Origin of the sequence: Leeia sp., assembly GCF_041909055.1 — a bacterium.
In the GTDB taxonomy this organism is placed as follows: Bacteria; Pseudomonadota; Gammaproteobacteria; order Burkholderiales; family Leeiaceae; genus Leeia; species Leeia aquatica.
The window spans coordinates 193,228-212,864 of the sequence record NZ_JAYREC010000001.1 but is presented as its reverse complement, the minus strand read 5'-3'; the positions used below and the strand labels follow the sequence as shown (position 1 = coordinate 212,864).

The window sequence follows — 19,637 nt, the reverse complement described above, 5'->3', positions numbered from 1 at the left end:
GCCCGGGTGTGATGGATGTCGACTGAATTATCGCCTTATCAACTGCTGGGTGGCGAAGCCGTTCTGCGCCAGCTGGTAGACCGCTTTTACGCCATCATGGATACCGATCCGGTAGCGAAAACCGTGCGTGACATGCACCCGGCAGACCTGACCCATTCTGCCGACAAGCTGTTCATGTTCCTGTCGGGCTGGCTGGGCGGGCCGAATTTGTACATTGAGCGTTTTGGCCATCCCATGCTGCGCGCCCGCCACCTGCCGTTTGCCATTGACAGCAGCGGGCGCGATCAGTGGATGTACTGCATGCTCAAAGCCATGAACGAGGTACCGATGGAGGATGCCCTGCGCAGCCACCTGGAGGAGGCCTTGTTCCGTACAGCAGATTTCATGCGCAATCAGGACGTCTGATCACTGGGAAAACGCCCCCTTCTGAACCATACTCAGTGGCAGGAGGGTGCAAATGTTCAAACAGGCATTGCTGCTGCTGGCGATCAGCCCGATGGCATGGGCGGCGGAGCCTTTGACCATTACCTACATCGAAAAACCACCTTACTACTATACGGACGAGCGTGGCCTGCCTGCGGGTTTTTTGTTGCAACGGGTGCGGCAAGCGCTATCCAAGGGCGGGCTGTCTGCCATTTATGTGGCGCGCCCGGCGCGGCGTGCGCTCGAAGAAATTCGAGTCAATGCTTACCCGGTCTGCTCCATCGGCTGGTTCATGAATGATGAACGGCGTGGCTTTGCCCGCTTCAGCCATCCGCTGCATCGGGATCAACCGATCGTGTTTGCCAGCCTGCCGGAGCATGTGGCGCACTGGCGGGGCATCACACGGGTCAGCGAGCTGCTGACCCGACCGGCACCGCCACGGATCGGGGTGGTTGATGGCTTTGTTTATGGTGCGCCGCTGGATGCACTACTGCAGGGGATGGGGGCGGACGTGGATCGCTCCAGTGATGTGCTACAGGCTTTGCGCAAGCTGCAGTTCCAACGGGTAGAGCTGGTTCCGCTTAACCCGGAAGAGCTGGACTATTATCAACACGTGTTGCGTGTCAGCCCGCAGGCCAATGCGCCCAAAGTGGCATTGGCCCGGCTGACCTTTTCGGATATGCCACCAGGCAATCTGCGCTATCTGATGTGCAGCAAGCAGGTGCCTGATGCGGTCATGACTCAGCTGGACAGTGCCTTGCCGCCGCTCAGTGCGCAGTAAGAGCAATACAGCATCAGGCCAAAAACAGGAAAATGCTGGGTCGCTTGTTCAGCTCCGGGCGGGGCAGCGACCGCCAGTCGGCCACCCGGCGGGTGACAACCTGCTCACTGGGCAGGGTCAGGTCGGTGGCCACGCACAGGCGGGTGTCCGACTGCAGGGTTTGCAGCAGGCTCTCCAGCATCGCCGCATTGCGGTATGGGGTCTCGATGAACAGGATGGTTTCCTGCTGACGGCGCGAGTGCTGCTCCAGTTGTTGCAGGCGTTGCTGACGCTCGGCAGGCTGGGCGGGCAGATAGCCTTGGAACGAGAAGCGCTGGCCGTTCAGGCCGCTGGCCATCAAGGCCAGCAACAGCGAAGACGGGCCCACCAGCGGTCGCACCGGGATCTGCCGCTGATGGGCCAGTGCCACCAGTTGCGCACCGGGGTCCGCCACCGCCGGGCAACCGGCCTCCGACAGCAGGCCCACATCCTGGCCCGCCAGCAGCGGGGCCAGCAAGGGCTCCACGTCCTTGGCAGCAGTATGCTCATTCAGCGTCTGCATGCTGAGTTGCTGCAGGGGCAGGGCGGTGCCCATCAGCTTGAGGCAGGCGCGAGCGGTTTTCGGATGCTCCACCACAAAGTGCTGCAGCTGGCGGGTGATGGCCAGCGCACTGGCGGGCAATACCGCTTCCGGTGGTGCGCCTTCGCCCAGCGGGGTCGGGATCAGATACAGGGTGCCGTAGCTCATATCACCCCCAGCGGTGGCAGCCCGGCGCGTTGCAGCAGGGTGGTCAGCGCCATCAAGGGGAGACCGACCAGCGCGGAAGGGTCGTCCCCTCGCATCCACTCGATCAGGGCGACACCCAGTCCTTCGGTCTTGGCGCTGCCGGCGCAGTCATACGGCTGCTCCGCGCGCAGATAGCGCTCGATCAGCTGATCTGAATAGGTGCGCAGCTGCACCTCATACGGCACATCCACCACCTCGGCTATGCCGCTGCGACTGTCGAGCAAGGCCAGTGCGGTATGAAACACCACCCGGCGGCCTCGCATCTTCTGCAGCTGGGCCACGGCAGCCGCGTGGTGGCCGGGCTTGCCCAGCTGCTCGCCGTCCAGCAAGGCGACCTGGTCGGAGCCGATGATCAGGCTGCCGGGAAAGCGCGGCGCTACAGCGCGGGCCTTGGCTTCTGCCAGGCGCAGTGCCGTCTGCTCGGCGCGCTCGCCAGGCAACGGGGTTTCATCGACATCCGGGCGGGCAACGTCAAACGGCAACTGCAGCCGTGCCAGCAGCTCGCGGCGGTAGGTGGAGGTAGAGGCCAGAACCAGCGTGGGAGACATGGGGCGGGGCGTGAAAGGCTTTGACAATCAAGGGCGCTGATTATATCATGCCGCGTTTATGTCAGAACAGTTCGTCATCCATAACCTCGCCTTTGCCGAGGGCAAGCAACGTCTGGAAGGCCGCGTGCCGCTCCAGCAGCTGCCACGGCTGGCCGCCAGTTTGTCACGTACCGACGGCGAAGTCAGGTTTGTGGTGCAGGGTGGTGTCAACGCCTTGCGCTTGCCGGTGCTGGACATCTCGGTGGAAACCGATGTATGCCAGGTATGCCAGCGCTGTCTGCAACCGTTCACCCATGCGGTGTCGAGCCAAAACCGTCTGGTGGTGGTGAAGACGCAGGAGCAGGTGGAAGAGTACGACAGCGATGACGAAGATGCTGTGCTGGTCGAGGCAGCTTTTGACGTATTGACCTGGGTGGAAGATGAGGTGCTGCTTAACCTCTCGTTTGCCCCCAGGCACGAACAGTGTGTCGACATTGCTGCGGCAGCGGGTGCGGTCGCAGAAAAAGAAAAGCCGAATCCGTTTGCGGTGCTGGCGAAATTGAAAACCCGGCACTGAGCCGGTCGCTGGCGCCGGTTGCGGGCGGTAACTGCAATCGCAGCCGATTTAGTCTAAGGAGTCATCATGGCCGTTCAACAGAACAAAAAATCCCCGTCCAAGCGTGGCATGCACCGCGCCCACGACTTTCTGACCACCCCGCCGCTGGCTGTTGAGCCGGTGTCCGGTGAAGTGCACCTGCGTCACCACGTCAGCCCGAACGGCTACTACCGTGGCCGCAAGGTCCTGAAGACCAAGGGCGAGTAAGCCTGCTGGTCCTGCCGCTTTGCGCGGCCCGCTGTGGCGGCGGTGTCATGCCCGGACCGGTAACGGTCCCCAAGGCACGACCCGCCCGCAGTTCCCTCCCTCTCATTTCTCGCCTGCCTCTGCTCGATGAATATCACCATTGCCGTTGACGCCATGGGTGGCGATCACGGTTGTCGGGTTACGATCGCCGCAGTTCTGCGCTTTCTGCAGCAACATCCTGCTATCCACGTGATTCTGGTAGGCATGCCGGACGCCATGTCGGCTGAATTGCGCCGTCACAAGGATGTGCCGACCGACCGCCTGATGCTGGAACCCGCCACCGAAGTGGTGGGCATGGACGAATCGCCACAGTCTGCGCTGAAGAACAAGAAGCAGTCCTCGATGCGCATCGCCATCAATATGGTGAAGGAAGGGCGCGCCCAGGCCTGTGTTTCTGCCGGTAATACCGGCGCGCTGATGGCTACCAGCCGCTTTGTGCTGAAGATGCTGCCGGGGGTGGATCGACCGGCCATCGCCAAGCTGATGCCCAATATGCAGGGCAACAGTGTGGTGCTGGATCTGGGTGCCAATATTGATTCCGAGCCCCTGCACCTGCTGCAGTTCGGCGTGATGGGGGCCATGCTGGCCTCCGCCTTGCTGAACAAGCCCGAGCCGACGGTGGGCCTGCTCAATGTGGGCACCGAGGACATCAAGGGCACGGCCACCATCAAGGAAGCGGCTGCGCTGCTGCGTGACAGTGGCCTGAATTTCCATGGTTACGTGGAAGGTGATGACATCTTCAAAGGCACCACCGATGTGGTGGTCACCGATGGCTTTGCCGGCAATATCTCGCTGAAGACGTCGGAAGGGGTGGCCAAAATGATAGCCGCGGCCTTGAAAGAGTCGTTCAACCGTAACTGGCTGACCAAGCTGCTGGGCCTCTTGGCGCTGCCTGCGCTATCTTCCTTCCGCCGCCGTATGGACCCGCGTCGTTACAACGGCGCCAGCCTGATCGGTCTGCGCGGCACGGTGGTGAAAAGCCACGGTGGTGCAGACGCTTTGGCGTTCCGCTATGCGCTGGAGCAGGCGTTGCTGGAAGTGGAACATAACGTCATCGCCCACATTTCTGGCAAAATGGCAGAATTTCAACCGACTGCCAGCGGTGACGCGGCAGCCAGTGAGGCCTCCTGATGTACGCCAAGATTACCGGTACCGGCAGCTATCTGCCGACCAAAGTGCTGTACAACGCAGATCTGGAAAAGATGGTGGATACCAGCGATGAGTGGATTGTCACCCGCTCCGGTATCCGTCAGCGTCACATTGCCGCCGAAGGTGAGCTGACCAGTGATCTGGCCTATGAAGCCTGCCTGCGTGCGCTGGAATCGGCGGGTGTCGCAGCGGAAGAGATTGATCTGATCGTGGTGGCCACCACCACACCAGACCAGATTTTCCCCAGTGTGGCCACCATCTTGCAAAACCGGCTGGGTGCTTTTGGCGGGGTCGCTTTTGACATTCAGGCGGTCTGTGCCGGTTTTGTCTATGCGGTTGCAACTGCCGAGAAGTTCATCCGTAGTGGCAGCTCGAAAAAAGCTTTGGTGGTCGGAGCCGATACCTTTTCCCGCATCATCGACTGGACGGACCGCACCACCTGCGTGCTGTTCGGCGATGGTGCTGGTGCCGTGGTGCTGGAAGCCAGCGAGACGCCGGGCATCCTCAGCTCGCAGCTGAAGGCCGATGGCCGCCACAAGCACCTGTTGGAAGTGCCGGGCCAGGCCAGCAATGGTCAGATCAACGGCCATCCTTTTGTCCGTATGGACGGGCAGGGCGTGTTCAAGTTTGCGGTGAAGTCGCTGGGTGAGATGGCCGACCAGGTGCTGCGCGAGCAGAACCTGACGGCAGCCGATCTCAAGTGGCTGATCCCGCACCAGGCCAATATCCGTATTCTGGAAGCCACCGCCAAAAAGCTGGGCCTGCCGATGTCGCAGGTGGTGACTACAGTCGATCGCCATGGCAACACCTCGGCAGCGTCTATTCCGCTGGCGATGGACGAAGCCGCGCGTGATGGTCGCCTGCAAGCCGGTGATCTGGTGATGCTGGAAGGCATCGGCGGCGGCTTTGCCTGGGGCGCGGTTCTGCTGCGCTGGTAAAGCGCGCGGGCCGGATCATGTTGCGAACGCTCCTCATCCTGCTCGGGCTGTTGCCCGCTCTGGCTTGGGCCGAGGACACCGCCGCGCCACTGCAGGCGGGCCTGTGGGAAATCTCGACCGTGACCAGCCACAGCCTGATCGGCAAGCGGCCTAAATCGGTGCAACGCTGTCTGGAAGAAGCCCAGCTGCAGCAGTGGCGCAGTGATCTGCATCGTTTGCTGGGTGACCAGAAGCAGCAGTGTGAAACCAGCCAGTTCAAGCAGGAAGGCAACCGTGCCAGCTGGCAGGCGCGCTGCGAGGGCAAGATACCAGCCAAAGGCGCTGCCTGGCTGGTGTTTGATGACCCTACCCATTACCACGGTGAAGCCACGGCGCAGAGCCTCAATGGCTGGCCACCGGGTACCTTTCTCTCGGTATTTACCGCGCAGCGGCTGGGTGACTGCCCTGCGCCCTGACGTATTCAAGGAGTAAAGCATGTCTTTGGCGTTTGTGTTTCCCGGTCAAGGCTCCCAGTCGGTGGGCATGATGAATGCCTTTGCTGATGTGGCCGTGGTGCGTGACACCTTTGCAGAAGCCTCCGCCGTGCTCGGTTTTGACGTCTGGCAACTGGTGGCCGATGGCCCCAAGGAGCAGCTGGATGCCACCATCAATACCCAGCCGCTGATGCTGACCGCCGATGTGGCGGTATACCGCGCTTGGCTGGCCCAAGGCGGCGCGGCACCCAGCGTGGTGGCCGGGCACAGTCTGGGCGAATACGCCGCACTGGTAGCGGCGGGCAGCCTGGCATTTGCCGACGCGCTGAAACTGGTACGGCTGCGCGCAGAAGCCATGCAGGCTGCGGTGCCGGAAGGCACCGGCGCGATGGCCGCCATCCTCGGGCTGGACGACACCGTGCTGCAAGCCGCCTGTGACGAAGCGGCACAAGGCGAGGTGGTGGCCCCGGTCAACTTCAATTCGGCAGGCCAGACCGTGATCGCCGGCAACAAGGCTGCGGTCGAACGTGCCTGCGAGCTGGCCAAGGCCAAGGGGGCCAAGCGTGCCCTGCTGCTGCCGGTGTCGGTACCCTCGCACTGCGCGCTGATGAAACCGGCCGCAGACCGCCTGGCGGCTGCACTGGAACAGATTCAGATCAATACCCCGGCGATTCCGGTGCTGCACAATGTCGACGTGTGCAGCCACAGCGATGCGGCCGCCATCAAGGCCGCGCTGGTGGCGCAGCTGTACAGCCCGGTGCGCTGGGTGGAAACCGTGGCGGCGCTGGCCGCCCGTCCGGTAAGCGTGATTGCTGAGTGTGGCCCCGGCAAGGTGCTGGTGGGTCTCAACAAACGGGGTGCGCCGGACGCGCGCCATGTGGCGCTGGTCGAACCGGCGGCTTTTGCCGAGCTGGCCTGAGCCTCAACCCTTTAACCATCCGCAAGGAGTGGCAATGCTGAAAGACAAGATTGCGCTGGTCACCGGCGCATCACGCGGGATCGGACGTGCAATTGCACTGGAACTGGGGCGCATGGGCGCCACCGTGATCGGCACCGCGACCAGCGAAAGTGGCGCAGCCGCCATTTCGGACTATCTGAAAGAAGCCGGTGTAACCGGAGAGGGCCGCGTGCTGAACGTGAGCGATGCTGCCCAGCTGGACGCCATTGTGGCGGCCATCGAGAGCCAGCATGGTGCCATCACCATTCTGGTCAACAACGCCGGTATCACCCGCGACAATCTGCTGATGCGGATGAAGGACAGCGAGTGGGACGACATCATGAACACCAACCTCAAGCCGGTGTTCCAGCTGTCGCGGCTGGTGATGCGCGGCATGATGAAGGCCCGCTGGGGCCGTATCATCAATATCGCCTCGGTGGTGGGTGCCACCGGCAACCCGGGGCAGACCAACTATTCCGCTGCCAAGGCCGGTCTGATGGGCTTCAGCAAGTCGCTGGCGCGTGAAGTGGGCAGCCGCAACATCACGGTGAACTGTGTGGCACCTGGTTTCATTGAAACCGACATGACCAAGGATCTGCCAGAAGCGCAGCGCGAAGCCCTGCTGGGACAGATCGCGCTGGGTCGCCTTGGCCAGCCGGAAGAGATTGCAGCCGCAGTGGCCTACCTGGCCAGCCCGGCAGCAGGCTATGTGACCGGACAAACCTTGCACGTGAATGGTGGCATGTATATGGGCTGAAGCTGGCCCAAGGGCGTGATATTCTGGGCGGGCTCGCCGCGCGCGGGGCGACCTTGAATGCATGTTCAGTTTTAACGTTTTGTTTTTGAATGATTTTTTTGTTGCAGGCAGGCGGTTTGGGTTTTCCCGCAAATTTGCTACAATGCCTGCGCTTTATTGAATCCTGTTGAAAGGAATGGTTGAGTAAAAATGGAAAACATCGAAGCGCGTGTTAAAAAGATCGTTGCTGAACAACTCGGCGTGAGCGAAGCGGAAGTCAAGAACGAATCCTCCTTCGTCGACGATCTCGGCGCGGACTCGCTGGACACCGTCGAGCTGGTGATGGCCCTCGAAGAAGAGTTCGAGTGCGAAATCCCGGACGATCAGGCTGAAAAGATCACCACCGTGCAACAGGCGATCGACTACGTTAACGCCAACGTGGCCAAGTAAGCTGGATTCAAAGAACGGGCGCCCCGGGCGCCCGTTGCTTTACCGGACCGCTTTCCGGGATCGTGCTGCATATCTGTAGCAGGATCTGAAAACAAGCACGGAGAAACCGTTGTCCAAGCGCAGAGTGGTAGTTACCGGGCTGGGTTTGCTGGCCCCGAACGGCAATGATGTCGCAACCGGCTGGGCCAATATCCTGGCAGGCAAGAGCGGCATTGCCCGTATTTCCCGTTTTGAAACCAGTGATCTGGCCTGCCAGATTGCCGGTGAAGTCAAGAATTTCGACCCGACCCAGTACATCTCGGCCAAGGATGCGCGCCGGATGGACTTGTTCATCCAGTATGGCATTGCTGCCGCCCTGCAGGCGGTGAATGACGCCGGGCTGGACGACGCTGGCATTGACCCGACCCGTATCGGTGTCAATATCGGCTCCGGGATCGGCGGTCTGACCCTGATCGAAGAAACCGATGGCTTGCTGCGTGAACAAGGTCCGCGCAAGGTATCGCCGTTCTTCATCCCCGGCTCCATCATCAATATGGTGTCTGGTCAGGTGTCGATCATGAAGGGTTACAAAGGCCCGAGCTACGGCATCGTATCGGCCTGTACCACTGGCGCACACTGCATCGGCGATTCGGCACGCATCATCGCCTATGGCGATGCGGATGTGATGGTGGCGGGTGGGACCGAAGCAGCGGTGACTCGCCTTGGCATGGCCGGCTTTGCTGCCGCCCGTGCACTCTCCACCCGCAATGATGATCCGGAAACGGCTTCCCGCCCATGGGATATCGGCCGTGATGGCTTTGTGATGGGTGAGGGCGCGGGTGTCCTGATTCTGGAAGAGTACGAGCACGCCAAGAAGCGTGGTGCCCGTATTTACGCCGAGCTGGCCGGTTTTGGCATGAGCTCGGATGCGCACCACATGACGGCACCATGTGAAGACGGCGAAGGTGCGGCGCGCGGCATGCAGAATGCACTGCGCGATGCGGGCATCAATATCGATGAAGTGAACTACCTGAATGCCCACGGCACCTCCACCCCGCTGGGTGACATTGCCGAAACCATCGCCATCAAGCGCTGTTTTGGCGATCATGCGGCCAAGCTGGCGGTGAACTCCACCAAGTCGATGACCGGTCACCTGCTGGGTGGCGCGGGCGGGATTGAAGCGGTGTACTCTACCCTGGCCTTGCATCATCAGGTGAGCCCGCCGACCATCAATCTGCATGATCAGGATCCGGAGTGTGATCTCGACTACGTGCCGAACGAGGCGCGTGAGATGAAGATCGACGTGGCACTGTCCAATTCCTTTGGCTTTGGCGGTACCAACGGTACCCTGGTGTTCCGCCGCGTTTGACGCTGCAGGGTCCAGCCGTACAGCCGGCAAGGCGTTCAGCGCCTTGCCGGTTTTGTTTTGTGGGGCGCTCGTCAGCACCCCCGCCTTGAGGCAGAATGGCGTCCATGAGCCGCACACGCATCCACCCCCTTGATATCGTCCCCGACCTGTTCCAGCTGACCGCCCGCAATCCGGCGCAGTTCCCGGTACTGCTGCAATCCAGCGGCCCGGAAGGCTGGGATATCCTGCTGGCCTGCCCGCAGCCGGTTGCACTGAGCAGCCCGGATGCGCTGTTCACCGCGCTGGATGCAGCGTGGCGTGCCGAGCAGCTGCCGGTGGACCCGGACCTGGCCGAGTTACCGTTCCGTGGTGGCTGGTTTGTCTACTGTGGCTACGAGCTGCTGCACGAGATTGAACCGACCGTGCCACGCTTCCCCGCCACGCCGGATTTCCCACAGGCATGCCTGCTGCGGGTGCCCGCCGCCATCCTGCACCGGCGCGACCGCAACCAGTCCATGCTGCTGCTGGAGGATGACGCCGCCCACCTGCTGCCGCAGTTGCTGGCTGCCTGCCACGATGCATCGCCCTTGCCACAGTGGCCGCCCGCCCGCGTGAACGCCTTGAACGAGGAAGACCCGGCGGTGTATCTGCGCAATATCCAGCGGGTGAAGCAATACATCCATGATGGTGATGTCTTTCAGGTCAACCTGTCACGCCGCTGGGCCGCTGAGGTGACTGACAGCTTTGACCCGCGAGCCTTGTACCGTCAGTTGCGTGAGGTGAACCCGGCCCCGTTCTCCGGGCTTGCTTGCCTGCCGGATGGGGAAGGGCAGGCCTGGGTGGTGTCGGCTTCGCCGGAGCGTTTGCTGCGCGTCTCGCACCAGGCAGGCGAGCGCCGTGCCGAAACGCGGCCGATTGCCGGTACCCACCCCCGTTCGACCGATCCGGATGAGGATGCCGCGCTGAAGGCCCGCCTGCTGGCCAGCCGCAAGGAGCGCGCCGAGCACATCATGCTGGTTGATCTGGAGCGCAATGACCTCGGGCGGGTGTGCAAGCCGGGCAGCGTGAAGGTGGATGAGCTGATGGCGGTGGCCAGCTACGCCTTTGTGCACCATATCGAATCCAATGTGCATGGCAATCTGCGTGACGACATCAGCCCGGCGCAGGCCATCCGGGCGCTGTTCCCTGGTGGCACCATCACCGGCTGCCCCAAGGTACGTACCATGCAGATCGTGCGTGAACTGGAAACTTCGCCACGTTACGCCTATACCGGCAGTATGGGATTTGTGAACCGGGACGGCTCGCTGGACATGAACATCCTGATCCGCAGCTTCATGTATGCGCCCCACCGTGCGGATGGGGCGCTATTGTTTCGCGCGGGCGGCGGCATTGTGGCGGACTCTGACCCCGAGCGCGAACTGAACGAAACCCGCGCCAAGGTACGCGGTTTGCTGCGTGCGCTGGGTATCCAGCAATGACCACGCTCAGCTGGCTCAATGGTGCCACAGCCAGCAGCATTCCGCTGGATGACCGTGGCTTCCTTTATGGCGATGGTGTGTTCCGCACCTTGCGGCGGGTGACGGGCGAGGTACCGCTGTGGGATGCGCACCTCGACAAGCTGCACCGCGATGCCGAGGTGCTCGGCATCAGCATGCCGGAAGCCAGTGTGTGGCAGGCAGACCTGCAGGCTGCACTGGCTGCCTGGGGCGAGGCAGACGCGGTGGTCAAGCTGACGCTGACCCGGGGTTGCGGCCCGCGTGGCTATCGCCCGCCGGATGGCATTCAGCCCAACCGCCTGCTGCAGCTCAGCCCCTTGCCCCACTATCCGGAAAGCCACTATCAGCAGGGTGTGGACGTTCAGCTGAGCGCGCTGCGGCTGGGCCACCAGCCGCAACTGGCCGGGATCAAACACCTGAACCGGCTGGACAATGTGCTGGCCCGCCAGGCCCTGCCGACCGAACGTTTTTTTGAGGGCATTCTGCTGGATCAGGAGGGCTGGGTGGTGGAAGGCATCCAGAGCAACCTGATTGTGCGACTGGATGGTGAACTGCTGACCCCGGCCTTGCGACGCTGCGGGGTCGCCGGGCTGACCCGCGATCGCTGGATTGAGGCGTCGCGCAACAGTCGCCAGCCTTTGAAATGTGCCGATCTCACGCTGGAGATGGTGCTGGCGGCAGATCGCATGTGGCTATGCAACAGCCTGATCGGGGTGATGCCAGTACGGGAATTGCACCTCACACAACAGGTCAAGCAGTTTGCGGTGGAAGCGTTAAACTACCCCTGAGCACCCCTGTCCCTAGGGACAGGTATGACCGTTCTCCATCCCGTAACCCGCATGAATGCTGGATTTAGAAGTTCTATGGTTTTCTGGTTAAAGCTTGCATCATGAAAGTAATCTCCCTATACTCGATCGTGAATATACATTTACTAAACAAAACGGTCGGTGGACCGCATGCACAAGGCTGACCTTGGCGGGCAGCATTGCCCGATCGCCCAGACGCTGGAGCAGGTGGGGGAATGGTGGTCCCTGCTGATCGTTCGCAACCTGTTTTGCGGCATGAGTCGCTTTGATGCCCTGCAGCAGCATCTGGGGATCAGCAGCAATATTCTGGCAGCCCGCCTGAAGCGGCTGACCACGCTGCAGATCGTCCAGCGTGAGGCCGACCCGCAGGACGGGCGAGCATGGCACTACCGTTTGACGGAAAAAGGCCAGGCGCTGGCCCCCTTGCTGGCGGCCATGGTGGACTGGGGAGAGGCATGGATGCCTCACCCGGCAGGTCGCCGGATACGTTTGATTGAGCGGCAGAGCCGCCAAGTGGTACGCCCTGTGCAGATCTTCTCACAGGCCGGTGTGCCGCTGGCGGCCACTGAACTGGATTTTGAGCCAGGCCCGGCAGCAGATGCGTCTGCACGGGCGCTGGCTGAAGCGGCCCGCACGCGCCGCTGAACCTGCTTCACGGCTTCCCAGGGAGCCTCCCCTGTTGCTTGCCCTGCCCAACGGCGGGGCCATCCTGCACACAGTGGCCTACCGGGCCGCTGGCGGCATCGACCGATGCCTGGCCGTCGTTTATGGCTACCCGCCAGAGATGACGCGCCTTCCATAACCATAATGCAGCCGCAACAGAGGAAGACCATGGATCACATCTGGCTCAAGTCCTATCCGGAAGGGATTCCGGCAAGCATCGACCCCTCCTGCTATCCCTCCCTGGTTCACCTGATGGAGGAGTCTTTCGCCCGCTATGCCGACCAGGCCGCCTGTGTCTGCATGGGCCACTACCTCAGCTATCGCGAGCTGGAGCAGTATTCCCGCCAGCTGGCGGCCTGGCTACAGTCACGCGGCCTGCATCGTGGATCCCGGGTGGCGGTGATGCTGCCCAATCTGCTGCATTACCCGATTGCGGTAGCCGCCATCCTGCGCGCTGGTTATACGGTGGTGAACGTCAACCCGCTGTATACCCCGCGTGAGCTGGCACACCAGCTGGAGGATTCCGGTGCTGAGGCCATCATTCTGCTGGAGCATTTTGCGCACACCCTGCAGGCGGTGGTGGCACAGACCCCGGTGAAGCATGTGCTGGTGGCCACGCTGGGCGACATGCAAGGTCTGGTGAAAGGGCCGGTGGTCAACTGGGTGGTCCGCCATGTGAAGAAAATGGTGCCGGGGTGGTCACTGCCGGGCGCCATCCCGTTCATGCAGGCGATCCGGAAAGGGGCGCATTTGCCCTTTGCCGCGCCCAGTCTGGGTCATGATGACATTGCCTTCCTGCAGTACACCGGAGGCACCACCGGTCTGTCCAAGGGCGCAATACTGACCCACCGTAATGTCATTGCCAACGTGCTGCAGAACGACAGCTGGGCCGGCCCGGTGCTGCGTGCGCCCGGCGTGGAGCGGCTGCATACCGTGTGCGCGCTACCGCTGTACCACATTCTGGCACTGACCGCCTGCCTGCTGATGGGCATGCGCTGGGGGGCCATGAACATCCTGATCCCGAACCCGCGCGATATTCCCGGTTTTATCGCCACCTTGCGCAAGCATCGTTTCCATTTTCTGCCTGGGGTGAATACCCTGTTCAACGCCATGCTCAACCATCCGGACTTTGCCAAGCTGGATTTCTCCAGCCTGCGCATTACCCTCGGCGGTGGCATGGCGGTGCAGCAGGCAGTGAGTGAACGCTGGCAGCAGGTCACCGGTTGCCCGATCCTCGAGGGCTATGGCTTGTCGGAAACGGCACCGACGGTCACCCTCAATCCACCGTTTCTCAAAACGTTCTCTGGCACGATTGGCTTGCCGATCCCCTCCACCGAAGTCCGCATCCTGGATGACGATGGTCGTACCTTGCCGCTGGGGGAGCCGGGGGAGATTGCCATCCGTGGCCCGCAGGTGATGCAGGGCTATTGGAACCGGCCTGATGAAACGGCGCTGGTGATGACGGCAGATGGCTTCTTCCGCTCCGGCGACATCGGGGTGATGGACGAGCAGGGCTTCGTCCGCGTGGTGGACCGCAAGAAGGACATGATCCTGGTCTCGGGCTTCAATGTGTACCCCAATGAAGTGGAGGGTGTGGTGGCCCAACACCCGGGCGTGCTGGAGTGCGCCTGCGTTGGCGTGCCAGACCCGCACTCCGGGGAGGCGGTCAAACTCTATGTGGTGCGGCGTGACCCGGAGCTGACCGAGGAGCTGCTGATGGCCTATTGCCGGGAGCAGCTCACCGGCTACAAACGACCAAGGCATATCGAATTCCGGGACGAATTGCCCAAGACCAATGTGGGCAAGATCCTGCGCCGCAAGCTGCGCGAGGAACGTCCGGTGGAACCTCAACCGGAGCGGATCGCCGCCTGAGCCCGGGCCGGGCTGCGATAGCCCGGCCCGCCGGAATCCTTCCTGAAACCCTGCCCGCAGGGCCTGACATGCTGCCAGACCGGCGGCAGGGCGGTGCTCAGCCGGACCGCGTGGTTTGAGGAAGGTTTCTGCAGGAACCCCTTAAGGCGACAGCCCCTTTTTTGACCCCCACAAGGACGCGAATGATGGACAGCACGACACTGGAAAACCCGATCATCCTCGATGACAAAAGCCACAAGATGGTGCAGACGCTGATCAATGCGTCACATCGCAAGCTGCTGCAGCTCGAGAAGGTGGTGGACTGGGAGCAAGGCATTGATTTCAGCAAGCCGCCCAAGCTGGAAGAAACCGGCTGGCTGTACGGCACCGAATACTGGGAGCGCATGACGCCCGAACAGCGCACGGAATCCCTCTGGCTGGAAACGGCGCGTGACGTGTCTTACTTCATCTGGCTGGAACAGGCACTGCCCGAGCTGTATGTGGGCTATGTCAACAAATTCCATGCCCAGCTGGAGCCGGATGTGCGGGAGTATCTGATGATCTTCTCGCGGGAAGAAATCATGCACACCCTGATGTTCCGTCGCTACCTGAAAGCGGCCAATCTGGAGATGTGGAGCCATCCGGAAAACATCCCGCAGTTTTCCAGCTTTGAGCGGCAGTTGCCGGACCTGCACCCGGTGTACGGCATTCTGTGGAACTTCCTGATCGAATGGTTTGCCGAGATGAACTCCATCTATCAAACCCAGCACGATGTGATCGACCCGCTGACCCGCACCATGTTCCGTGAGCACCATCTGGAAGAAGTGCGGCATATCGCCTTCGCCAAGAACGTGGTCGAAAACTACTACCGGCAGGCCCCGGCGGCCGATACCGCCAGGCTGAGCGAGTTTTTCCGCAAGGGCTATGTCTTCCTGCTGGAGGAATACACCTATATGCCGGAGATCGCCCGCTTCGCCAGCTTTGATTACCCGATTCAGCCGGGCGACCACGAGGCGATCCGCAAGGTGCGCTACTCGGAGCATAACCAGAAGCTGAATGCGGCGCGTTTTGCCGAGATCACCGACTGGTGTCGCCAGTACGGCATCGTCGACTGAGTACGTCCACCATCCGCCGCTGCCTGATTAAAGGGCGGCGGATGCCCCCTTCATGCAGCATCAGGCCGATACAGGCAGGAGCCATACCATGCTGGACATCATTCAACACCCGGGGCAGCGGGTCGAAATCCGATTGCAGCGCCCACCCTATAACCTGATCGACCGCGCCATGCTGCTGCAGCTGCGGCATGCCCTGAGCGAAGCTGAGCGGCAGGGGCAGCAAGGCATTGTGCTGTCAGGCCAGCCGGGCGTGTTTTCGGCAGGGATTGACCTGCCTTCCTTGCTAACGGCGGACCGTGAGCAGGTGCGTGCTTACTGGCAACAAGTGTTTCTGCTGGCGGCGGAGCTGGCGCACAGCCCATTGCCGGTCTGCGCTGCCCTCACTGGACATGCGCTGGCCGCCGGGGCTTTGCTGGCCGTGTTTGCTGACTATCGCGTGATGAGCGTGGGCGAGGGGCGCATCGGCTTCAGCGAGGTATGCGTAGGCGTCTGCCTGCCCCCCTGTTTCCGTTTGGCTGTGGAACGGGTGGTGGGCGCCCGCCATGCTGAGCGCCTGCTGGCCTGGGGCGAGAGCTGCGACCCGGCGCGCGCGCTGCAACTGGGTCTGGTGGATGAGCTGGTGCCTCCGGGGCAGGAGGTGGCACAGGCGCTGCGTCAGCTAGAACAGTTGTCACGCCTGCCGAGCCACAGCTTCCAGACCATGCGCCAGGCGGCTCGGGCCTCTTTGCGAGAAGCATTTGCGGACATCAACCAATTGCCGGTGGACGAATTCGTGGAAGGTTTCCTGGCCCCAACTACCCAGGCTTTGCTGCGGCAAACTTTGCTGAGCCTGTCCAGCCAAGGGAAGCGGGTCGCGGCCTGAGCCGCACCATGCCCGGTCTGCAGCAACCGGGCATGGGTTTAAGCGCTTTGCTCGCGCCAGGCTTGGTCGGCCAGCGCAAAGGTGGCTGCTACCGAGGGGCGTGTATTGGCGCGCTGCCAGTAGTCTGCGATCAATGGCCGCTCGTCAAAGGGGAGGAACTGCCGGGCGTAGTACAAACCGGGCAGTGCAGCGCAGTCGGCCATGGAGAAGGCGCCTGCCAGCCACGGGCCGGGAGACAGGGCCTGCTCCAGCATGGGGTAGGCCGTTGCCAGCCATTTATGGGCCTTGCGTTCTGCACGCTCATCCGCCTGGCGAATACCCAGCTGTAGGTGCAGCAGGGTGAGCGCGGCATCATTCAGGCACTGGTCAAACAGGCGGTCCAGCAGGCGGACCTGCCGTGCTGCCTCGCGTTCTGCCGGAATCAGGCAGGGGCCGTGGCTGGGGTAGTGATCTTGCAGATACTCGATGATGATGCTGGATTCCGGTATCTGCTGGCCGTCGTCCGTTTCCAGCATCGGGATGCGACCGAGCGGGTAGTGTGCCTCATAGCGCTGGCGTACCGCCCGGTCGCGCAGATTGAGCACCTGCAGCGTCACCGGCAGCCCTTTCTCGTACAAGGCGATCAGGGCTTTCTGTGAGTAGGTGGACATGGGGTTCATGTACAGCTGCATGCGTGCTCCTCCGGGGCGCTGCTGCTTACAGTACCGTACGCAGACGCCATAGCTCCGGGAACAGTACCACATCCAGCATGCGGCGCAGATAGCTGGCGCCTTCGGTGCCGCCGGTACCCCGTTTGAAGCCGATGATGCGCTCTACTGTGGTCAGGTGGCGGAAGCGCCACAGGCGGAAGGCGTCTTCCAGATCGACCAGTTTTTCCGCCAGCTGGTAGAAATTCCAGTGCTGTTGCGGGTTCTGGTACACCTGCAGCCAGGCGGCTTCCACCGACTCATCGTGGGTGGTGGGTTGCTGCCAGTCGCGCTGCAGGCGGTCTGGGGCAATGCTGAAACCGTGGCGTGCCAGCAACTGGATGGCCTCGTCGTACAGCGAAGGGGCCTTCAGTTCGGCTTCGACCTCAGCCAGAATCTCGGCACGGTGGGCGTGCGGCTTGAGCATGGCCGCGTTCTTGTTGCCGAGGATGAACTCGATCTCGCGGTACTGGTAGGACTGGAAGCCGGAGGATTGCCCCAGATAGGGGCGCATCGCGGTGTATTCTGGCGGCGTCATGGTGGCCAGGACATTCCAGGCCTGTACCAGCTGCTCCATGATGCGGGATACCCGCGCCAGCATCTTGAATGCTTCCGGCAGATGTTCATCGCGCACCGCCTTGCGGGCGGCATGGAGCTCGTGCAGCATCAGCTTCATCCACAGCTCGCTGGTCTGGTGCTGTACGATGAACAGCATCTCGTTATGGTCGGGCGACAGCGGATGCTGTGCATTCAGGATCTGCTCCAGCGCCAGATAGTCGCCGTAGCTCATGCTCTTGGCAAAGTCCAGCTGGGCGCCGTGCCAGCCATCGGCTTGGTTTGGGGTCGTCATTCGGATTCTCCGGTCAAGTTACCGCGCCACGGCGGTGGAAACGTTCCTGATTCCAGCCTTGGGTTTGCAGCAGGTCGAGCAGGATGCTGACTGCGTCCCACACGTCCTGGTAACGGGTGTACAGCGGGGTAAAGCCAAAACGCATGATCTGCGGTTCGCGGTAGTCACCAATCACGCCGCGCTCGATCAGTGCCTGCATCACGGCAAAACCGTGCGGATGAGTGAAGCTGACCTGGCTGCCGCGCCGGGCGGGATCGCGCGGGGTGATCAGTTGTAGCGGGTAGCCCGCACAGCGGGTTTCCACCAGATTGATAAACAGCGAGGTCAGTGCCAGCGACTTTTGTCGCAGTGCCGCCATGCTGGTCTGCTCAAAGATGTCCAGACCGCAGCCCACCAGCGACATCGACACGATACCCTGGGTACCGCACAGGAAGCGGCCGACATCGCCACTCGGCTGATAGCCAGGCTCCATGGCAAACGGCCGGGCATGGCCCCACCAACCAGACAGCGGCTGCTCGAAGCGGCCTTGCAGGCGCTTGGGTACCCACAGGAAAGCCGGTGAGCCCGGGCCGCCATTCAGGTATTTGTAGGTACAGCCGATCGCATAGTCCGCATTGGCCCCGTTCAGGTCGACCGGCACGGCACCGGCGGAGTGCGCCAGATCCCACACCATCAGCGCGCCGTGCTGGTGCACCTGCGCGGTCACCGCCGGCATGTCGTAAAGGTGGCCGGTCTGGTAATGCACATGGGTCAGCATCACCACCGCCACCTGATCGTCCAGCGCGCTGGCCAGCTGCGCGGGGTCGTCGATCAGCCGCAGGGTCCAGCCCGCACTGCCGAAGTCACCCAGCAAACGGGTTAGCCCTTCTGCCATATACAGGTCGGTGGGAAAATTGCTGCGCTCGGACACAATCACCCGGCGACCCGGTGCGTCTTGTTGCTGCTGGCGCAGGGCGGCCGCCAGCACCTTGAACAGGTTGATCGAGGTGGAATCGGTCACCACCACCTCGTCGTCTGCGGCGCCAATCAGTCGGGCGACACGGTTTCCCAGCGTGCGCGGCAGCGCAAACCAGCCAGCATCGTTCCAGCTGCGGATCAGCTGCTCGCCCCATTCCTGGCTCACCACTTGCTGGGCGCGAGCCAGTGAGGCCTTGGGGCGGGCGCCCAATGAATTGCCATCGAGGTAAATCACCCCTTCCGGCAATGCAAACTGCTCCCGCAGCGGCGCCAGTGGATCACTCGCGTCCAGTCGCAGGCAGTCTTCCCGGTGTTGTACCATGCTTCGCTTCCTTTCCGTTGTCACGCTAATTCGCGCAGCACGGCACGCACCGGGCTGGCATCCAGGTCCATCAGTTTTAGCGGCAGGGCGATCAGCTCGTAATCGCCTGCGGTAATCTCATCCAGTACCAGGCCTTCCAGAATCGCCATGCCGTACTGGCGCACCCGCTGGTGACTGTCCATCGTCTTGGAGCTTTCCGGGTCCAGCGACGGGGTGTCGATGCCAATCAGCTTCACCCCTTGTGCGGCCAGCAGGTCAAGGGTGGCTGGCGCAATCGCGCAAAACTGGCTGTCCCACGCTGTCAGCGGGGCCTGCCGGTAGGTACGCAGCAAGATGCGCGGTGGGCAGTCTGTCAGCCAGGGGGCGACATCAGCGGGCTCCACCAGCGGGCGTCGATCCAGACAGTGAATCACCCGGCACGGCCCCAGATAAGGCTCCAGCGAAACCGCACCGATCGCCGCACCGTCCGGGCTGTAGTGCAAGGGCGCATCGGCATGCGCGCCGGTATGCGGGGAGAGCGTCAGCCGTCCGACATTAACCGGGCAGTGCTCATCCAGTTGCCACACCCGCTCACTGTGAAAAGCGGTATCGCCGGGCCAGACCGGGGTGTGCCGGCTGAGCGGCGGGCTGATGTCCCATATGCGCATGCTGTGCTCCTGT

Annotated in this window: 23 protein-coding genes; 17 read left to right on the top strand and 6 right to left on the bottom strand. The window is 62.2% G+C overall.

Annotation, left to right across the window (positions count from 1 at the left end; genetic code table 11):
* The first annotated feature begins 15 nt into the window (after positions 1-15).
* Positions 16-405, top strand: a complete 390-nt coding sequence (locus ACE3O2_RS01400) for a group II truncated hemoglobin (protein WP_374334502.1) — start codon at positions 16-18, stop codon at positions 403-405.
* Positions 406-457: 52 nt separating this feature from the next.
* Positions 458-1,204 (top strand): hypothetical protein, encoded by a 747-nt coding sequence (locus ACE3O2_RS01395; protein WP_374334501.1) that lies wholly within the window; start codon positions 458-460, stop codon positions 1,202-1,204.
* Between the two features lie 13 nt (positions 1,205-1,217).
* On the opposite strand, the gene ACE3O2_RS01390 is transcribed toward ACE3O2_RS01395, so the two are convergent.
* The gene (locus ACE3O2_RS01390) at positions 1,218-1,931 is read right to left on the bottom strand and encodes an SAM-dependent methyltransferase (protein WP_374334500.1); all 714 of its coding nucleotides are present in this window, start codon (positions 1,929-1,931) and stop codon (positions 1,218-1,220) included.
* On the bottom strand, positions 1,928-2,518 hold the full coding sequence (locus ACE3O2_RS01385) for a Maf family nucleotide pyrophosphatase (protein WP_374334499.1): 591 nt from the start codon (positions 2,516-2,518) through the stop codon (positions 1,928-1,930). Before ACE3O2_RS01385 ends, ACE3O2_RS01390 begins: the two co-directional genes overlap by 4 nt.
* Before the next feature lie 58 nt (positions 2,519-2,576).
* On the opposite strand from ACE3O2_RS01385, the gene ACE3O2_RS01380 reads away from it, so the two are divergent.
* From ACE3O2_RS01380 to ACE3O2_RS01310, 15 genes are all read left to right on the top strand, one after another.
* Positions 2,577-3,074 carry a DUF177 domain-containing protein gene (locus ACE3O2_RS01380; RefSeq protein WP_168876064.1) on the top strand — a complete coding sequence of 166 codons (498 nt, stop codon included), beginning with the start codon at positions 2,577-2,579 and terminating at the stop codon, positions 3,072-3,074.
* A 66-nt stretch (positions 3,075-3,140) separates the two neighbouring features.
* Entirely contained in the window at positions 3,141-3,320 is a 180-nt protein-coding gene (gene rpmF / locus ACE3O2_RS01375; RefSeq protein ID WP_168876063.1) for a 50S ribosomal protein L32, read from the top strand.
* 126 nt (positions 3,321-3,446) lie between these two features.
* Entirely contained in the window at positions 3,447-4,490 is a 1,044-nt protein-coding gene (gene plsX / locus ACE3O2_RS01370; protein WP_374334498.1) for a phosphate acyltransferase PlsX, read from the top strand.
* A complete protein-coding gene (locus ACE3O2_RS01365) occupies positions 4,487-5,446 on the top strand; it encodes a beta-ketoacyl-ACP synthase III (protein ID WP_374335505.1) in 960 nt (319 codons plus the stop codon). Before plsX ends, ACE3O2_RS01365 begins: the two co-directional genes overlap by 4 nt.
* Positions 5,447-5,463: 17 nt before the next feature.
* Positions 5,464-5,901: a DUF3617 domain-containing protein gene (locus tag ACE3O2_RS01360; RefSeq protein ID WP_374334497.1), complete on the top strand. Its 438-nt coding sequence runs from the start codon at positions 5,464-5,466 to the stop codon at positions 5,899-5,901.
* A 19-nt stretch (positions 5,902-5,920) separates the two neighbouring features.
* Positions 5,921-6,838: an ACP S-malonyltransferase gene (gene fabD / locus ACE3O2_RS01355; RefSeq protein ID WP_374334496.1), complete on the top strand. Its 918-nt coding sequence runs from the start codon at positions 5,921-5,923 to the stop codon at positions 6,836-6,838.
* 34 nt (positions 6,839-6,872) lie between these two features.
* Positions 6,873-7,613, top strand: a complete 741-nt coding sequence (gene fabG / locus ACE3O2_RS01350; RefSeq protein WP_168876058.1) for a 3-oxoacyl-ACP reductase FabG — start codon at positions 6,873-6,875, stop codon at positions 7,611-7,613.
* Positions 7,614-7,802: 189 nt separating this feature from the next.
* Positions 7,803-8,042, top strand: a complete 240-nt coding sequence (gene acpP, locus ACE3O2_RS01345; protein ID WP_168876057.1) for an acyl carrier protein — start codon at positions 7,803-7,805, stop codon at positions 8,040-8,042.
* A gap of 109 nt (positions 8,043-8,151) precedes the next feature.
* Positions 8,152-9,390, top strand: a complete 1,239-nt coding sequence (gene fabF, locus ACE3O2_RS01340; RefSeq protein WP_374334495.1) for a beta-ketoacyl-ACP synthase II — start codon at positions 8,152-8,154, stop codon at positions 9,388-9,390.
* Between the two features lie 104 nt (positions 9,391-9,494).
* Positions 9,495-10,847 (top strand): aminodeoxychorismate synthase component I, encoded by a 1,353-nt coding sequence (locus tag ACE3O2_RS01335; protein ID WP_374334494.1) that lies wholly within the window; start codon positions 9,495-9,497, stop codon positions 10,845-10,847.
* Complete coding sequence (gene pabC / locus ACE3O2_RS01330) at positions 10,844-11,653, top strand: aminodeoxychorismate lyase (RefSeq protein WP_374334493.1); 810 nt, start codon at positions 10,844-10,846, stop codon at positions 11,651-11,653. The genes ACE3O2_RS01335 and pabC overlap by 4 nt, the downstream gene beginning before the upstream one ends.
* Positions 11,654-11,821: 168 nt before the next feature.
* Positions 11,822-12,316: a winged helix-turn-helix transcriptional regulator gene (locus tag ACE3O2_RS01325; protein ID WP_374334492.1), complete on the top strand. Its 495-nt coding sequence runs from the start codon at positions 11,822-11,824 to the stop codon at positions 12,314-12,316.
* 186 nt (positions 12,317-12,502) lie between these two features.
* Positions 12,503-14,206 (top strand): long-chain-fatty-acid--CoA ligase, encoded by a 1,704-nt coding sequence (locus ACE3O2_RS01320; protein ID WP_374334491.1) that lies wholly within the window; start codon positions 12,503-12,505, stop codon positions 14,204-14,206.
* 185 nt (positions 14,207-14,391) lie between these two features.
* Positions 14,392-15,300, top strand: a complete 909-nt coding sequence (locus ACE3O2_RS01315) for a diiron oxygenase (RefSeq protein ID WP_374334490.1) — start codon at positions 14,392-14,394, stop codon at positions 15,298-15,300.
* A gap of 88 nt (positions 15,301-15,388) precedes the next feature.
* On the top strand, positions 15,389-16,162 hold the full coding sequence (locus ACE3O2_RS01310) for an enoyl-CoA hydratase/isomerase family protein (protein WP_374334489.1): 774 nt from the start codon (positions 15,389-15,391) through the stop codon (positions 16,160-16,162).
* 38 nt (positions 16,163-16,200) lie between these two features.
* Here the strand turns inward: ACE3O2_RS01310 and ACE3O2_RS01305 are convergent, their stop codons facing one another.
* The 4 genes from ACE3O2_RS01305 to kynB are packed head-to-tail and all read right to left on the bottom strand — an operon-like array spanning position 16,201 to position 19,624.
* Positions 16,201-16,833, bottom strand: coding sequence for a glutathione S-transferase family protein (locus ACE3O2_RS01305; protein ID WP_374334488.1), 633 nt, complete (start codon positions 16,831-16,833; stop codon positions 16,201-16,203).
* A gap of 25 nt (positions 16,834-16,858) precedes the next feature.
* Positions 16,859-17,698: a tryptophan 2,3-dioxygenase gene (kynA, locus tag ACE3O2_RS01300; protein ID WP_374334487.1), complete on the bottom strand. Its 840-nt coding sequence runs from the start codon at positions 17,696-17,698 to the stop codon at positions 16,859-16,861.
* Positions 17,699-17,711: 13 nt separating this feature from the next.
* Entirely contained in the window at positions 17,712-18,977 is a 1,266-nt protein-coding gene (kynU, locus tag ACE3O2_RS01295; RefSeq protein WP_374334486.1) for a kynureninase, read from the bottom strand.
* Positions 18,978-18,997: 20 nt separating this feature from the next.
* Positions 18,998-19,624, bottom strand: a complete 627-nt coding sequence (gene kynB, locus ACE3O2_RS01290; protein WP_374334485.1) for an arylformamidase — start codon at positions 19,622-19,624, stop codon at positions 18,998-19,000.
* Positions 19,625-19,637 lie beyond the last annotated feature (13 nt).

What these genes read in the sequence shown, in the direction of transcription:
- ACE3O2_RS01325 (WP_374334492.1), top strand. Translation starts at nt 11,822, where the DNA reads ATGCACAAGGCTGACCTTGGCGGGCAGCATTGCCCGATCGCCCAGACG.
- fabD (WP_374334496.1), top strand. Translation starts at nt 5,921, where the DNA reads ATGTCTTTGGCGTTTGTGTTTCCCGGTCAAGGCTCCCAGTCGGTGGGC.
- ACE3O2_RS01305 (WP_374334488.1), bottom strand. Translation starts at nt 16,833, where the DNA reads ATGCAGCTGTACATGAACCCCATGTCCACCTACTCACAGAAAGCCCTG.
- fabG (WP_168876058.1), top strand. Translation starts at nt 6,873, where the DNA reads ATGCTGAAAGACAAGATTGCGCTGGTCACCGGCGCATCACGCGGGATC.
- plsX (WP_374334498.1), top strand. Translation starts at nt 3,447, where the DNA reads ATGAATATCACCATTGCCGTTGACGCCATGGGTGGCGATCACGGTTGT.
- ACE3O2_RS01390 (WP_374334500.1), bottom strand. Translation starts at nt 1,931, where the DNA reads ATGAGCTACGGCACCCTGTATCTGATCCCGACCCCGCTGGGCGAAGGC.
- rpmF (WP_168876063.1), top strand. Translation starts at nt 3,141, where the DNA reads ATGGCCGTTCAACAGAACAAAAAATCCCCGTCCAAGCGTGGCATGCAC.
- kynA (WP_374334487.1), bottom strand. Translation starts at nt 17,698, where the DNA reads ATGACGACCCCAAACCAAGCCGATGGCTGGCACGGCGCCCAGCTGGAC.
- ACE3O2_RS01400 (WP_374334502.1), top strand. Translation starts at nt 16, where the DNA reads ATGTCGACTGAATTATCGCCTTATCAACTGCTGGGTGGCGAAGCCGTT.
- ACE3O2_RS01380 (WP_168876064.1), top strand. Translation starts at nt 2,577, where the DNA reads ATGTCAGAACAGTTCGTCATCCATAACCTCGCCTTTGCCGAGGGCAAG.
- ACE3O2_RS01320 (WP_374334491.1), top strand. Translation starts at nt 12,503, where the DNA reads ATGGATCACATCTGGCTCAAGTCCTATCCGGAAGGGATTCCGGCAAGC.
- ACE3O2_RS01395 (WP_374334501.1), top strand. Translation starts at nt 458, where the DNA reads ATGTTCAAACAGGCATTGCTGCTGCTGGCGATCAGCCCGATGGCATGG.
- pabC (WP_374334493.1), top strand. Translation starts at nt 10,844, where the DNA reads ATGACCACGCTCAGCTGGCTCAATGGTGCCACAGCCAGCAGCATTCCG.
- ACE3O2_RS01310 (WP_374334489.1), top strand. Translation starts at nt 15,389, where the DNA reads ATGCTGGACATCATTCAACACCCGGGGCAGCGGGTCGAAATCCGATTG.
- acpP (WP_168876057.1), top strand. Translation starts at nt 7,803, where the DNA reads ATGGAAAACATCGAAGCGCGTGTTAAAAAGATCGTTGCTGAACAACTC.
- ACE3O2_RS01360 (WP_374334497.1), top strand. Translation starts at nt 5,464, where the DNA reads ATGTTGCGAACGCTCCTCATCCTGCTCGGGCTGTTGCCCGCTCTGGCT.
- kynU (WP_374334486.1), bottom strand. Translation starts at nt 18,977, where the DNA reads ATGGTACAACACCGGGAAGACTGCCTGCGACTGGACGCGAGTGATCCA.
- kynB (WP_374334485.1), bottom strand. Translation starts at nt 19,624, where the DNA reads ATGCGCATATGGGACATCAGCCCGCCGCTCAGCCGGCACACCCCGGTC.
- ACE3O2_RS01335 (WP_374334494.1), top strand. Translation starts at nt 9,495, where the DNA reads ATGAGCCGCACACGCATCCACCCCCTTGATATCGTCCCCGACCTGTTC.
- ACE3O2_RS01315 (WP_374334490.1), top strand. Translation starts at nt 14,392, where the DNA reads ATGGACAGCACGACACTGGAAAACCCGATCATCCTCGATGACAAAAGC.
- ACE3O2_RS01385 (WP_374334499.1), bottom strand. Translation starts at nt 2,518, where the DNA reads ATGTCTCCCACGCTGGTTCTGGCCTCTACCTCCACCTACCGCCGCGAG.